Source organism: Streptomyces jeddahensis, from assembly GCF_001642995.1.
GTDB classification, from domain to species: domain Bacteria; phylum Actinomycetota; class Actinomycetes; order Streptomycetales; family Streptomycetaceae; genus Streptomyces; species Streptomyces jeddahensis.
On sequence record NZ_LOHS01000052.1, the window covers coordinates 100,000 to 113,372 of the forward strand.

The 13,373-nt window shown below is 70.7% G+C and carries 10 protein-coding genes and 2 tRNA genes; 3 read left to right on the plus strand and 9 right to left on the minus strand.

Annotation, left to right across the window (positions count from 1 at the left end; translation table 11 throughout):
* Positions 1–67 precede the first annotated feature (67 nt).
* A complete protein-coding gene (locus STSP_RS08025; protein ID WP_067273978.1) occupies positions 68–925 on the plus strand; it encodes an endonuclease/exonuclease/phosphatase family protein in 858 nt (285 codons plus the stop codon).
* Here STSP_RS08025 and STSP_RS08030 read toward each other — a convergent pair whose 3' ends face one another.
* From STSP_RS08030 to STSP_RS08055, 6 genes are all read right to left on the minus strand, one after another.
* A complete protein-coding gene (locus STSP_RS08030; RefSeq protein WP_067274127.1) occupies positions 926–3,091 on the minus strand; it encodes a mannosyltransferase YkcB-related protein in 2,166 nt (721 codons plus the stop codon).
* Positions 3,092–3,204: 113 nt separating this feature from the next.
* Entirely contained in the window at positions 3,205–4,602 is a 1,398-nt protein-coding gene (locus STSP_RS08035) for a bifunctional glycosyltransferase family 2/GtrA family protein (RefSeq protein ID WP_067273981.1), read from the minus strand.
* 26 nt (positions 4,603–4,628) lie between these two features.
* Positions 4,629–6,194, minus strand: a complete 1,566-nt coding sequence (locus tag STSP_RS08040) for a sensor histidine kinase (RefSeq protein ID WP_067273984.1) — start codon at positions 6,192–6,194, stop codon at positions 4,629–4,631.
* On the minus strand, positions 6,191–6,931 hold the full coding sequence (locus STSP_RS08045) for a response regulator transcription factor (RefSeq protein ID WP_067273986.1): 741 nt from the start codon (positions 6,929–6,931) through the stop codon (positions 6,191–6,193). The genes STSP_RS08040 and STSP_RS08045 overlap by 4 nt, the downstream gene beginning before the upstream one ends.
* A gap of 163 nt (positions 6,932–7,094) precedes the next feature.
* Complete coding sequence (locus tag STSP_RS08050) at positions 7,095–7,475, minus strand: antibiotic biosynthesis monooxygenase family protein (protein WP_067273988.1); 381 nt, start codon at positions 7,473–7,475, stop codon at positions 7,095–7,097.
* A gap of 122 nt (positions 7,476–7,597) precedes the next feature.
* Positions 7,598–8,524 (minus strand): DUF2797 domain-containing protein, encoded by a 927-nt coding sequence (locus tag STSP_RS08055; RefSeq protein WP_067273991.1) that lies wholly within the window; start codon positions 8,522–8,524, stop codon positions 7,598–7,600.
* Positions 8,525–8,800: 276 nt separating this feature from the next.
* On the opposite strand from STSP_RS08055, the gene STSP_RS08060 reads away from it, so the two are divergent.
* A complete protein-coding gene (locus STSP_RS08060) occupies positions 8,801–9,520 on the plus strand; it encodes a hypothetical protein (RefSeq protein ID WP_157902791.1) in 720 nt (239 codons plus the stop codon).
* Positions 9,521–9,611: 91 nt separating this feature from the next.
* Here the strand turns inward: STSP_RS08060 and STSP_RS08065 are convergent, their stop codons facing one another.
* The 3 genes from STSP_RS08065 to STSP_RS08075 all read right to left on the minus strand — a co-directional run bounded on the left by STSP_RS08065 (position 9,612) and on the right by STSP_RS08075 (position 12,596).
* Positions 9,612–11,990, minus strand: coding sequence for an MFS transporter (locus STSP_RS08065; RefSeq protein WP_067273996.1), 2,379 nt, complete (start codon positions 11,988–11,990; stop codon positions 9,612–9,614).
* Between the two features lie 198 nt (positions 11,991–12,188).
* Positions 12,189–12,261, minus strand: a tRNA-Arg gene (locus STSP_RS08070).
* Positions 12,262–12,505: 244 nt separating this feature from the next.
* Positions 12,506–12,596: transfer RNA gene (locus STSP_RS08075), tRNA-Ser, on the minus strand.
* Between the two features lie 230 nt (positions 12,597–12,826).
* Between STSP_RS08075 and STSP_RS08080 the strand changes: the two genes are divergently transcribed.
* Positions 12,827–13,276: an SSI family serine proteinase inhibitor gene (locus STSP_RS08080; RefSeq protein WP_067273999.1), complete on the plus strand. Its 450-nt coding sequence runs from the start codon at positions 12,827–12,829 to the stop codon at positions 13,274–13,276.
* Positions 13,277–13,373 lie beyond the last annotated feature (97 nt).

Consider the following 13,373-nt stretch of genomic DNA (forward strand, 5'->3'; position numbering starts at 1 on the left):
CGATGTCCGCCGCGTACAAGGCGGTTGAGGAGTACCGTTCTGCGCGCTTCCGACATCTGGAGAGGCCATGTCAACGCGTCGTACGGTTCAACTGGCCCTGGCAGCCGGGCTCCTGGGCGCCCTCGCGGCACCGCCCGCCCACGCCGACGAAGGCAGCCGTGAAGTGCCGCTGCGCGTCGTCTCGTACAACATCCATGCCGGAGCGGGCATGGACAACGTCTTCGATCTCGACCGTCAGGAGGCGGCGCTGCGTGCGCTGGACGCCGACGTCATCGGCCTGCAGGAGGTCGACGTGCACTGGGGCGCGCGCAGCGGATGGCGCGATCTGGCCGGCGAGCTGGCGGCGCGGCTGGGGATGTACGCGTATTTCGCGCCCATATACAGCCTGGATCCGCCTGCCGAGGGCGCGCCCCGGCGCGAGTACGGGCTCGCGGTGCTGTCGCGGTATCCGATCGCGGATGCCGAGAACCACGAGATCACCCGGCTGTCGACGCAGGATCCGGACCCGGTGCCCGCACCGGCGCCTGGATTTCCCGAAGTGGTGCTGCGCGTCAAGGGCGTTCCCGTGCACGTCTACGTGACGCATCTCGACTACCGGCCCGATCCGTCCGTCCGTGCCGCCCAGGTCGCCGACACCCGGAGGATCATGGCCGAGGACTGCGACGGGCACGGCCGCTGCCCGCGGCAGGTGTTGCTGGGTGACTTCAACGCCGAGCCGGCCGCGCCCGAACTCGCGCCGTTGTGGGAGGACCTGACCGACTCCGCGCCGGCCGGTCTCACCTTCCCCGCGCTGAATCCCGTGAAGCGGATCGACTACGTGGCGGTCGGCGACGGAGTCCGGGTACGAGGCGGGGCGGTGGCCGAGACGCTCGCCTCGGACCACCGCCCCGTCGTCGCCGATCTGTCGATGCGGCGCGGACGCTGATCAGCTCTTGGGCTGGGTCAGGTCGTAGAAGGTGGCGCTGCCCACGGTCACCGTCGTGAAGTTCTCCTCCACCCACGAGCTGATCTGGGACGCGGTGCCGTTGCCGCCGCCTCCGCCGCCCATGCCGCCCGCGATGAAGTAGTGGATCTTCCCGTCCTCGACGTACTGCTGGAACTGGGCGAGCGTCGGGGACGGGTCGCTGCCGTTGAAGCCGCCGATCGCCATGACCGGGTCGCCCGTGGCGAGCTGGTAGCTGGCGGCGTTCTGGGCGCCGATGGCCGCGGCGACCCAGGTGTAGTCACCGGCGTTCTTCTCGAGCAGCGCCTTGGCCTCGGAGCCGACGTTCGCGCCGTTGAGCAGGCCGCCCATCCCACCGGCGCCCATGCCGCCTTCGCCCATGGTGCCGCCGCCGGGCATGCCGCCCTGCTGCTGGCCCTGGCCCTGCGCCTGGCCGTTCTGGCCCTGCTGGCCGGTCGGGGGCTGGCCCGTGCCGCCGCCCGGGAACTGGCCTCCCGTGCCGCCGCCCTGCTGCTGGCCCTGACCCTGCTGGCCCGTCTGGCCGTTCTGGCCGTTCTGGCTGTTCTGGCCGTTCTGGCCGTTCTGGCCAGGCGGCTGCGTGCCGCCGCCGGGACCACCGCCGCGGCCGCCGCCCGGGCCGCCCATCATGCTCGCGCCCGCCGGACCGGCGGTGACGATGGAGCCCGTGTGGCCCTCCTGGAGCGTGCTGATCGTGTACGCGGTCGGTCCGGCGAGCGACGTCACCAGGCCGAGGCCCACCGCGGCGAGCGCCAGCTGCCGGCCGAGGCGCGCCGCGACCAGCAGGCCGAGCGCGGCCACGAGACCGCCGACGAGCACGAACCACTTCAGCCACGGCAGGTAGTCCGCGGTGCGGTTCAGCAGGACGTACGACCAGATCGCCGTCGCCGCCACCGCGCCCGCCAGGGCGAACGACGCCCACTTCTTCGTGCGTTCCTCCCACAGCACCGTCGAGCCCATGCCGATCAGCGCCGCGATGTAGGGCGCGAGGGCCACCGTGTAGTACTGGTGGAAGATGCCGGCCATGAAGCTGAAGATCAGGCCGGTCATCAGCAGCGAGCCGCCCCAGGCCAGGAACGCGGCTCGGGTGGCGTCCGTCCTCTTCGCCCTCCAGGTGAGCGCGACGCCCGCGACGAGGAGGATCAGTGCGGCAGGCAGCAGCCAGGAGATCTGGCCGCCGATCTCGGAGTTGAACATCCGGTCGATGCCGGTCTCGCCCCACTGGCCGCCGCCCTGGCCGCCACCGCCGCCGACGCTGCCGGTCTCGTTGCCGTTGATACGGCCGAGCCCGTTGTAGCCGAAGGTCAGCTCCAGGAAGGAGTTGTTCTGCGAGCCGCCGATGTACGGCCGTGAGGACGCGGGCCACAGCTCGACGATCGCGACCCACCAGCCGCCCGCGACGACCATCACCAGGCCGGACAGCAGCAGCTGGCCGATGCGCTTCCTCAGCTTCACCGGCGCGCACACCGCGTACAGCGCGGCCAGCGCCGGAAGGATCAGGAACGCCTGCAGGGTCTTGGTCAGGAAGGCGAAGCCGACGGCGGCGCCCGCCCAGACGAGCCACTTGGTGCGGCCGTCCTCCAGGGCGCGCAGCACGCAGTAGACCGTGACGGTCATCAGGAGGGCGAGCAGCGCGTCCGGGTTGTTGAAGCGGAACATCAGCGCGGCGACCGGGGTGAGCGCGAGCACGGCGCCCGCGATCAGACCGGCGGCGGCGCTGAAGCGCCTGCGTACAGCCGCGTACAGGACGCCGACCGTGGCCACGCCCATCAGCACCTCGGGAACGAGGATCGCCCACGAGCTGAGGCCGAAGAGGCGGACGGAGAGCGCCATCGGCCACAGGGCGGCCGGGGGCTTGTCGACGGTGATGGCGTTGGCCGCGTCGAGCGAGCCGAAGAAGAAGGCCTTCCAGCTCTGGCTGCCGGCCTGGACGGCGGCGGAGTAGAAGGAGTTGGCGTATCCGGATGCGCTGAGGTTCCACAGGTAGAGCAGCCCGGTGACCAGCAGCAGCGCGAGGAACGCGGGGCGCGCCCAGCGGGGGTCCTCGGGGCGGCCGCGCCAGACGCGCCGCGGGAACGGGGCCTTGGTGCCGCCGGCCTGAGCGGTGTACGCGGTCGGCGCGCTCGGCATCGAGGGCGCTTGGGCGGTGGGCTGTACGAGGGTGCCGCCGCGGGCGGCCATGAGCTGGGGGTCCGGCGGTCCCCAGGCGGGCCCCGCCGGCGGATAGTGCTTCTCTGATGTCGTCATCGGGCGTTCCTCGGATCGTGGTCGTGCGGGCGCACCGCGTGCAGCTGCACGGTCGCGTCCCAGGGATGGTCCGCGCCCACTCCGGCGGGGACCTTGTGCATGTCGTACGCGGGCCGGGGCACCGGAGGCGTGTCGTCACACCGGTCCGGGAACACCCACGCCCGGAAGAGAAGGAAGCGCAGTACGGTCGCGGCGAGGTTGGCGGCGATGAGCACCGCCAGCTCGGTGGAGTGCGACGGGTCGCCGGTCGCGGCGTCCAGCGCGGCGAGGGAGCCGCTGGTCAGCGCGAGGCCGATGCCGAAGACCACGAGGCCCTGTGCCTGATGGCGTACGGCGCGCTCGCGGCCGCGCACTCCGAAGGTGAGCCGCCGGTTGGCCGCCGTGTTGGCGACCGCGGACACCAGCAGGGCCAGCGCGTTGGCGAGCTGGGGCTCGGCGAAGGTGCGGCAGAGCGAGTAGAGCAGCAGGTAGAAGAGAGTGGAGAGGACGCCCACCACGCAGAAGCCGACCAGCTGGCGGGCCAGACCGCGCGGCACCCCGGGCAGCTGCCGGTCGCGCGGGTCGTCGCCGAAGGGCCGGGCGAGCCGGTCCAGCGGCAGGGATCCGGTGGCCAGCGCGCGGCCCACGCGCCACACGCCCTTGAGGTCGTCGGTCGCGGTCTTCACGATGTGCACGGTCGAGTTCGGGTCGTCGACCCAGTCGACCGGCACCTCGTGGATCCGCAGCCCGGCGCGCTCGGCCAGGACCAGCAGCTCGGTGTCGAAGAACCAGCCGGTGTCCTCGACGAGCGGCAGCAGCACCTGCGCGACATCGCGCCGGATCGCCTTGAAGCCGCACTGGGCGTCGGAGAAACGGGCCTGCAGCGACCCGCGGAGGATGAGGTTGTACGCGCGGCTGATGAACTCCCGCTTGGGCCCGCGCACGACCCGCGAGGTGCGGGCGAGCCGCGAGCCGATCGCCAGGTCCGAGTGGCCGGAGATCAGCGGGGCGACCAGCGGGAGGAGGGCGTTGAGGTCCGTCGACAGGTCGACGTCCATGTAGGCGAGGATCGGAGCGTCCGAGGCGGACCAGACGGTGCGCAGCGCCCTGCCGCGCCCCTTCTGCTCCAGCCGGACGTACCGGACCGACTCCATCGTCGATGCCAGCCAGTCCGCCACCTGCGGAGTGCTGTCCGTGGAGGCGTTGTCCGCGATCGTGATGCGGAAGCGGTAGGGGAAGGTGCGGACGAGGTGGTCGTGCAGCCGTTCCACACACGGCTGGAGGTCCTTCTCCTCGTTGTAGACGGGGATCACTACGTCGAGTACCGGCACCCCGCCCTCACCGGCCGCGATGTGCTCCCGGGCCGGCAAGGCACCCGGGGAGGGGGAGGTGCCTGAAGAAGAGTCGGTTCGCATGGCACCGAGATTCGCCAACCGCCCTGTTATGCCTGTGTGCTGAGGCTGTGGCCTGCCTGTGAGTAGGGAACCGACTCGTGGCACGCGGGCAGATGGACGGTGAAGACCGTGCGTCCGGGCACGCTGTCGACCGTCACGGTGCCGCCGTGCGCTGACGCCACGGCCTGCACGATCGCCAGGCCCAGGCCGGTGGAGCCGGAGGCGCGCGAACGCGAGGAGTCGCCGCGCGCGAACCGCTCGAAGACGTGCGGCAGCAGGTCCGGCGGGATACCTGGCCCGTCGTCGTCGATGTCCAGGCATACCCAGGAGCCCTGCCGGCGCACACGCGCGGTGACCGTCGTGCCGGGTGGCGTGTGCGTACGGGCGTTGGCGAGGAGGTTGACGAGCACCTGCTGCAGCCGTGGCGCGTCGGCCAGCACGAGCGCGGGCTCGTCGGGCAGCTCCAGGCGCCACTTGTGGTCCTGCCCGGCCGCGCGCGCGTCGCTGAGGGCGTCGACGACCAGTGGAGAGAGATCAGTGCTCTCGTACGAGAGCGGGCGTCCGGAATCGAGCCGGGCGAGCAGCAGCAGGTCCTCGACGAGCCCCGTCATCCGGGCCGCCTCGGACTCGATCCGTCCGAGGGCGTGCCGCGTGTCGGGCCCGGTCTCCTCGCGGCCGCGCCTGGTCAGTTCCGCGTACCCGCGGATCGACGCGAGCGGCGTACGCAGCTCGTGGCTGGCGTCCGCGACGAACTGCCGCACGCGCATCTCGCTGCGCTGCCGCGCGTCCAGCGCGTGGTGGATGTGGTCGAGCATGCGGTTGAGCGCGGCGCCCACCTGGCCGACCTCGGTACGCGGATCCGCCTCGGACTCCGGGACGCGCTCGTGCAGCGCCACCTCGCCGCTGTGCAACGGCAGTTCGGAGACCCGGGTCGCGGTCGCAGCGACGCGGCGCAGAGGGCGCAGGGCGACGCCGACCATGACGACACCGGCGATCGACGCGGCGACGAGGCCTGCGGCGGTGACGCTGACCTCGACGGCGATGAGGGTGCTGATGGTGTCCTGGACGTCGGTCTCAGGGAGGCCGACCAGGGTGCTGCTCCGGTCGGAGAAGACGACCCGGTAGTCGCCCAGGCCCGGGAGGTAGACGCTGTGCGCCTGACCGTCCTGCGGTACGGACTGCAGGGCGGCCTGCTGTGCATCGGTCAGCTCGGTGATCTTGCTGGCGCTGGTCTGGTCACTCCTCGCGGCCTCGGTGATGGTGCCGGCCGACGACACCACAGCGGCCACCGCGTCCTCCCGGATGGGGCCTCCCAGGAAGTTCAGGGGGTCGTCCGTCGGCTGATCGGGCGCCGGCGCTGCCCCCTGCCCGCCCGGCCGGCTGGGGTCGGGGCCGCGGTCGGAGATGGTCGCGACGCCGCGCACCTGATTGTCCAGCTGGTCGTACAGATAGGTGTGCAGGGCTATCGTCGTCACCGTTCCGATCACCGCGCACACGACGGCGATCAGCGCGACCGACCCGAGAACGAGCCGTGTACGCAGCGACCGCGGCTGCCGCTGCTTCCCCGGCTTTCCCCCGAGCCTGCGCGACCGCGGCTGCTGCGCCGTGCTCATGACGCCGCGGGCTTGATCAGATAGCCGGCGCCGCGCCGCGTGTGGATCATGGGCTCGCGTCCGGCGTCGATCTTCCTGCGGAGATACGAGATGTAGAGCTCGACGACGTTGGCCTGGCCGCCGAAGTCGTAAGACCAGACGCGGTCGAGTATCTGCGCCTTGCTGAGCACCCGGCGCGGATTGCGCATCAGGAAGCGCAGCAGCTCGAACTCGGTGGCGGTGAGGTGGATGGAGTCGCCCCCGCGGGTCACCTCGTGGCTGTCCTCGTCCAGGGTCAGGTCGCCGACGACCAGCAGGGACTCGCTGCGCCGGTCGGCGGCGCCGGTGCGGCGGATCAGCCCGCGCAGCCGGGCCACGACCTCCTCGAGGCTGAACGGCTTGGTGACGTAGTCGTCGCCGCCCGCCGTGAGCCCGGCGATACGGTCCTCGACGGCGTCCTTGGCCGTCAGGAACAGCACCGGAACGTCGGGCAGTTCACGGCGGAGCCGGCCGAGCACGGTGAGCCCGTCCATGTCGGGCAGCATCATGTCCAGCACCACGGCGTCGGGCCGGAAGTCGCGTGCGGTGTGCACCGCACCCGTTCCGTCGCCCGCGGTGCGGATCTGCCAGCCCTCGTAGCGGAGGGCCATGGACAGCAGCTCGGTGATCGACGGCTCGTCGTCCACGACGAGCACGCGGACGGGGCTCCCGTCCGGCCTCAGCAGTTCGGTGCGCCCCTGGGGCGAGATCGTGGTCATGGTGCACACCTTCAACCGCCGCTCTGAGAGCACGCTTTCGGGAACCTGTGAATTCTCTGAGAAGCACACAGGGAGCTCTCAGGGGACAGCTGGGAACCGCTGTCCCGCGCGGCGTGCCGACCGGCCGAAGCATCAGCCCGGCCGCAGGTGAGCGCTCCGCAACCTACGTGCGGAACCCATGACTCCGCTCAACTTTCGCAATGTGGAGGGTGTAGCTCTCGTACCACTCTTCCCGCCCGCGCTTCTGGGCGGCGCGGTGCTCCATGTTGCTCCGCCACTCCTTGATGGCGTCCTCGTCGCGGAAGTACCCGACGGTGATGCCCAGCCCACCAGGCGTCCGCGCCGTGTCCATCCCCAGGAACCCGGGGACGTCCTTCACCAACTCCTCCAGCCGTCCGGCGGTTTCGCCGTAACCGCCGTCCCCCTCCGTCCGGACGGAGGTGAAGACCACGGCGTAGTACGGGACTTCGAAGGCAGGCTGGGGAGCGGGCCCGGGGGCGACGTCAGGCGTCGCGGATGAAGGCGTCGCAGATGAATCGGTCATGACCAGACTGTCGCGCCGGACGATCCCAGCCGTCCAGGCACTTTCCGAAGGGGAGCCGCAAAGGATCGATCCTTGACCTTCGACGTCAGGCACACGGAGGGCGGCGCCCGCTCCGCCCGACCTCAGAACAACCCGTCCTGCACACCCCCGAACTCCCGCAGAGGCACCGTCAATCCACCCCGTCCACCCCCGCCATCTCCTACTGCCCCGGTCAACTCCCATCCGGCCATGAGCCGCGTGTCCAGCACGACCACTCCGCGCCCGGTGGCCAGATGAAGATCCGGCCCGGCGGCAGCCACCAGCTCACCGCTCACCACACCACTGGCGACGAGCTCGGACACGGCCCCCACGGCGGGCGGCAACCCCTCCAGCCCGAACACCCCGGCGTGATCGACCGCCTCGAACGGCGCGCGCAGCACCGACTCCGGCCACCCCTCGAGCCGCACGGCACGGGCGTGCAGCTGTGCGATCTCCGCCGCCCGGGCGTCCGGCTCCGGCAGCGCGGCCCGCACCGCCCGCTTGGCGTCGTACGGAATCCTGTCCGGCACGCCCAGCGCCGTACGCAGCAGGTCCTCGGTCCGCCGCGCGGCCATCAGCGGCCCGCGCCCCAGCCAGGTGAACACCACCGCGCCCTGCTCGAGCAGCCGCGCGGACCCCCGCTCGACCGCGGTGATCCCCACCTTGACCATGCCCGGCCCGAACCAGGCCAGATAGACCGCATACGGCCGGGGATCATCCGGCAGCGTGTCGGCGGCCACGGAATGCGCCCGCTCCAGCCGCCGGCACTCCTCGCACCGCGCCCCCGTACTCCGCCCCGGCACCTGCGCCCGTACGGGGCACTCGTGCCCGCGCGCCCCCACGCATCGCCGGGCGCTGCCGCCCACGACGGCGAACGCCACCCGCTTTCCCCACGTCAGCCTGCTTCTCCGCCCTCCGTCCCACACCAGCACGGGCCCTCCCCCAAGCTCTTGGCTTCGCTCGAGCAGGAGGGATCCCCATGCCGCTGACCACCGAACCCCCGAGCATCGCCACGCCTGCGCCCTCTGCATCGCCGCACCCTCACATGTGCCCTCGCTCACGAGCGTAGGCCCGGCCACTGACAGCGCCCGGATAAGCGCCCGGGTCACCGGCGGCGCCCGCGCCTATCAGGAAAGCCGCCGTCCGACAAGTCCCGAGTTCTCCTGTCACGCGAAGCAGGGGCATGACGCGATGTGGCGCCGCGGCTTGACTAGGACATGGGTTCAAAACGGACCGCCGGAAGCCCGCACATCAAAAGCGGGTCATTTTCAAAAAACCTTCCTCCCCTGTGATTGGAATTGATTTCTATGGCTCTCCGCATTCGGACGCAGCGCTTTGCGATGTTTGCCGCCTCGACCGCCGTGGTTGCCGGAGGCGTACTGCTGCCCACCAGCGCCTTCGCCGCCCCGGCGACGTCGCCGCACGTCGGCACGGTGACCACGATCACGGCCACGCAGGACGGTCAGGATCCCAACGGCGTCGCCGATCCTGCCGAGAACTGGGTGGAGATCACCGATGAACCCACAGGAATCACATTCCGGCTGCCCGCGGAGCCCACGGTCCAGGAAGTCACCGAACCCTACGTCGATGGCGGGACCTACACCGGTCGCCAGTACTCGGTGGAAACGAATGACGGGTCTGCGGCCATTGTCTTCACCGTCTACGACGTGCCCGGCACCCAGGAGAACCTCGACATGGGCATCAAGCAGATCTGCAAGAACTACGAGGACCTTTCCGACCCGGCCGCCGCCACCAGCAGCCAGGAGACCGAAGTCGATGGCCGCCCTGCCCGGGAGGCACAGCTCTCCAGCCAGACGGACGTGGGTGCCGCTTCCCTCATCGCCGCCGATGACGCCCACATCGTCGAGTTCCTGTCCCTCGGTCCTGCCACGGAGGAGCAGGCCATGGCCGAAATCCATCAGCAGGTTTCCGACAGCGTCAGCATTCCCTCTTCGGAATCATCGGATTCCGGATCGGATTCTGGATCACCGAGTTCCGGGTCGTCGAATTCCAAGGAATCCATCTGATCCGGACCTCGACGCGTGCCCCCTCGCGCTCCTGAAGCCCCTCGGAATGATCCCGAGGGGCTTCAGCATGTCGTTGCCGGTGCTGATCGAACTACTCGCTGGTGTGGGTAAGTTCGATGTCGTGGCCGTCGACACCGCTGCCGGAGACGGTCAGTGCGGCGGCCCGCGGCGGGTAGCCGGTCGCGATGACCGTGTACGCGCCGCTGTCCAGGTCGGAGAAGGCGTACGCCCCGTCGATGCCCGTCGTCGCGGTGGCGACGACGTTGCCCGCGGCGTCCACCAGCGTCACCCGCGCGTCGCTCAGCGGTGCGCCCGCGCCGCGCACTGTGCCCCGCACGTGCGCACCGGGCCGGAGCTCGACGTCTATCCGCGTGGTGCCGGCGCCGCCGATCTCGACGGGCAGGGCCAGCGGCCGGTGCTTGGGCGAGTTGACCGCGAGGGTCGCCGTGCCCGGCACCAGGTCGGAGATGGCGAACTCGCCCAAGGCGTCGGTCTGCCCGGTGGCCAGGACGTCACCGCGGACGTCGGTCACGATGACCACGGCCCCGGCGACCGGGACCCCGCTGCCCGCCGACCGCACCACACCGGCCAAGCCGCTCGTACCGCTCAGCAGGATGTCGTACGCGACCGGCGCATCGTCGACGACGATCGTCGAGGCCTGCGGCTGGAAGCCGTCGGCGGAGGCGATCAGGACGTAAGAGCCCGCGCCCGGCGCATCCAGCCCGTACGAGCCGTCTCCGTGCGCGACCGACCGGCCCAGCTGCCGCCCGCCGAGCGAGATCAGCGTCACCGCGGCTCCGGCCACGGGCACGCTCTCCGCACCACGGACGAAGCCCCGTACCGGAATCCCGCCACCGGCGGACCCGGCCGCGGAGTCACCCTGGCCCGTCGCGACCACGGCCGGCGCCGCCGTCGGCTGCACACGCTGTGTGAGCGCACCCTGGGACTGCAGGGCGGCGGCCGATGGGCTCGGCGACGTCTTCACTGCGGCGGCAATAGCTGGCTCCCCGGCGGACGGCGTCGCGGACGCGGGGACCTGCGCCCCGGCGGCGGCCGGCTGCTGACGCGGGATGAACGAGGCGACCAGGGCGGCGACCAGGGCAGCGCCGCCGCCGATGGCCATGACCACCTTGAAGCTGTCCTCCGAGGGCACGGCGAACGAGCCGAAGGTTGTGGTCATCTGGGCCAGGATGGCGCCGGCGACGGCGCTCGCGACCGAGGTGCCGAGGGACCGCATCAGGGTGTTGAGACTGTTGGCGGAGGCCGACTGGGACGCGGGAACCGCGCCCATGATGAGCGCGGGCATCGAGCCGTAGGTGAATCCGATACCGGCGCCGATGACGCAGGAGACCAGGATGAAGTGCCAGACCTCGGACATCATCAGGATGTTGAGGCCGTAGCCGCCGGCGACGATCACGGCGCCGATGATCAGGGCCGTCTTCGGGCCCCTGGCCTTGGAGATGGCGGCGGACACCGGGGCCGTGGCCATCATCACCAGGCCGGACGGCGCCATGGTCAGGCCGGCGACGAGCAGCGACTCGCCCAGACCATAGCCGGTCGCCTCAGGCAACTGTACGAGCTGAGGAATGACCAGGGACATGGCGAACATGGAGAAGCCCATCGCCACCGAGGCGAGGTTGGTGACCAGCACCTGACGGCGTGCGGTGGTGCGCAGGTCCACCAGCGGCGCGGAGGTGCGCAGCTCCCACCAGCCCCACACCAGCAGGACGACGACGGCGGCCGCGAACAGGCCGAGGATCGTGCCGCTGGTCCAGCCCCAGTCGGCACCCTTCGAGATCGCCAGCAGCAGGCAGACCAGCGAGGCGGACAGGCCGAGGCCACCGAGGAAGTCGAAGCGCCCACCGGCGCGGACCTTGGACTCCGGTACGAGGATCAGGACCAGCACGGTGGCGACGGCGCCGAGGGCGGCCGAGGACCAGAACAGCACGTGCCAGTCGAAGTTGTCCGCGATGAGCGCGGCGATGGGCAGGCCGAGGGCACCGCCGATGCCGAGCGAGGCGCTCATCATCGCGGTTGCCGAGCCGAGCCGTTCGGCGGGCAGCTCGTCGCGCATGATGCTGATCCCGAGCGGGATGACACCGGAGGAGAGGCCCTGCAGCACGCGTCCGACGATCATCGGGACAAGGGACTCGCTGAGACCGCAGACGACCGAGCCGACCACCAGCATGACCATGCTGAACAGGAGCATGCGGCGCTTGCCGTACATGTCTCCCAGGCGCCCCATCATCGGTGTGGCGACGGCGGCGGCGAGCAGCGTGGCGGTGACGGCCCAGGCGGTGTCCGACGACGTGGCGTCCAGAAGCTTTGGGAGCTCCGGGACGATCGGGATCACCAGGGTCTGCATCAGCGATACCACGATCCCGCCGAAGGCCAGGACCGCCACGACGGCATCGGCCCGCGGCGCTGCGGACTCCCCGTCGTCGGCGGGTCGGGAGTGGGCATGGGTCATGGTCGAGCCTCCGTGTGGGCGATCTGATACACGCGATTCCTCACGGTAGGTCCATTGATTGACTTAAGCAACTGTCGCTGGATTTTATGGTGCCACGGTGACGGGTTCGCCGAGCGGGCATGCCGGGCCGGCGAGGGGGGTGCGCCTGTACGCCTCAACGCAAGAGGCCTCGGATCTCTCCGGGGCCTCTGATCGGTGTGCACTCGGCAGGATTCGAACCTGCAACCTTCTGATCCGTAGTCAGATGCTCTATCCGTTAAGCTACGAGTGCCTGTGTTTTGTTGTGTTGTTCGCTCTTCCTCCCGGGCTTTTCGGCCCGGTCGGCGTTGCGGGAACAACATTACATGAACGGCGGCCTGAGGCGAAATCCGTATCCCGCACCCCGCCTGACCTGGGCAAATAATCAGACTGCGGCCGAGCGGTGCTGGGATGGCGCGGCACGCGGCGGCCCGAGATCGTCGACCCCGAAACGCCCGAAGCCCCGGTCGGACGACCGGGGCTTCGAGATCAAGGAGCGGAGGCGGAGGGATTTGAACCCTCGATGGGCTTTAAGGCCCAAACCGCATTAGCAGTGCGGCGCCATAGACCGGACTAGGCGACGCCTCCAGCGCAGTCAGCTCGCGCAAGCGCGAGTGGGTGCGTGCAGATGATGACACAGCCAGGCGGGGTGTCACCAATCGGTTCCCACGGTACTAGGCAGGCAGGCCGCAGGGCAAAGCACTGCGGTACCGCAACGTCGCGGCGCGCAGGGCGTTGAACGGGCAGAGCCGTGCGCCGCGCGCGTACCCGCACCGAAGTCCGTGCGCGGCGCTCACCCAACCCCGTGGAGTGTCGTCATGCTGCGCCGTCTCGCCTTCACCGCCGCCACGGCGGCCGCCGCCTCCGCCGCCGCGCTGTCCGCTGCGCCCACGGCGGCCGCGGACACCGACCTGCTGCCGCTGCCCCCGCTGTTCACCGCGCCGGACCAGCTGACGATCACGGTCCAGGGCGTGGGCGGGGATGCCGATGGAACGTATGAGCTGGAGTGCGGACCGGCGGGCGGTACGCATCCGAATGCGGCCGGAGCGTGCCGGCGGCTGGACGAGCAGGCGGCGGAGGGCCGCGATCCGTTCGCGCCCCGGCAGCGGGGCGCCATGTGCACCATGCAGTACGGCGGCCCGGCCACGGCCCACGTCACGGGCATCTGGCACGGGAGGCCCGTCGACGCGACGTACGACCGGGGTGACGGGTGCGAGGTCGCGCGGTGGGACGCGGTGGTGCCGGTGCTGCCGGCTGTCCGGGCGTAGATCCATCGCGCTCCGGTGGCGGCCGGGCAGGTCCGCCGTGGTCCCGTCGCCGGTCCGTGACCCGACCGTGTCCGACCGTGGTCCGGACGTGGCTCGG

Coding starts and splice junctions, on each gene's coding strand:
- STSP_RS08035 (WP_067273981.1), bottom strand. CDS start 4,602: ATGCGAACCGACTCTTCTTCAGGCACCTCCCCCTCCCCGGGTGCCTTG.
- STSP_RS08060 (WP_157902791.1), top strand. CDS start 8,801: ATGGCTCTCCGCATTCGGACGCAGCGCTTTGCGATGTTTGCCGCCTCG.
- STSP_RS08050 (WP_067273988.1), bottom strand. CDS start 7,475: ATGACCGATTCATCTGCGACGCCTTCATCCGCGACGCCTGACGTCGCC.
- STSP_RS08030 (WP_067274127.1), bottom strand. CDS start 3,091: ATGCCGAGCGCGCCGACCGCGTACACCGCTCAGGCCGGCGGCACCAAG.
- STSP_RS08025 (WP_067273978.1), top strand. CDS start 68: ATGTCAACGCGTCGTACGGTTCAACTGGCCCTGGCAGCCGGGCTCCTG.
- STSP_RS08040 (WP_067273984.1), bottom strand. CDS start 6,194: ATGAGCACGGCGCAGCAGCCGCGGTCGCGCAGGCTCGGGGGAAAGCCG.
- STSP_RS08055 (WP_067273991.1), bottom strand. CDS start 8,524: ATGCAGAGGGCGCAGGCGTGGCGATGCTCGGGGGTTCGGTGGTCAGCG.
- STSP_RS08045 (WP_067273986.1), bottom strand. CDS start 6,931: ATGACCACGATCTCGCCCCAGGGGCGCACCGAACTGCTGAGGCCGGAC.
- STSP_RS08080 (WP_067273999.1), top strand. CDS start 12,827: ATGCTGCGCCGTCTCGCCTTCACCGCCGCCACGGCGGCCGCCGCCTCC.
- STSP_RS08065 (WP_067273996.1), bottom strand. CDS start 11,990: ATGACCCATGCCCACTCCCGACCCGCCGACGACGGGGAGTCCGCAGCG.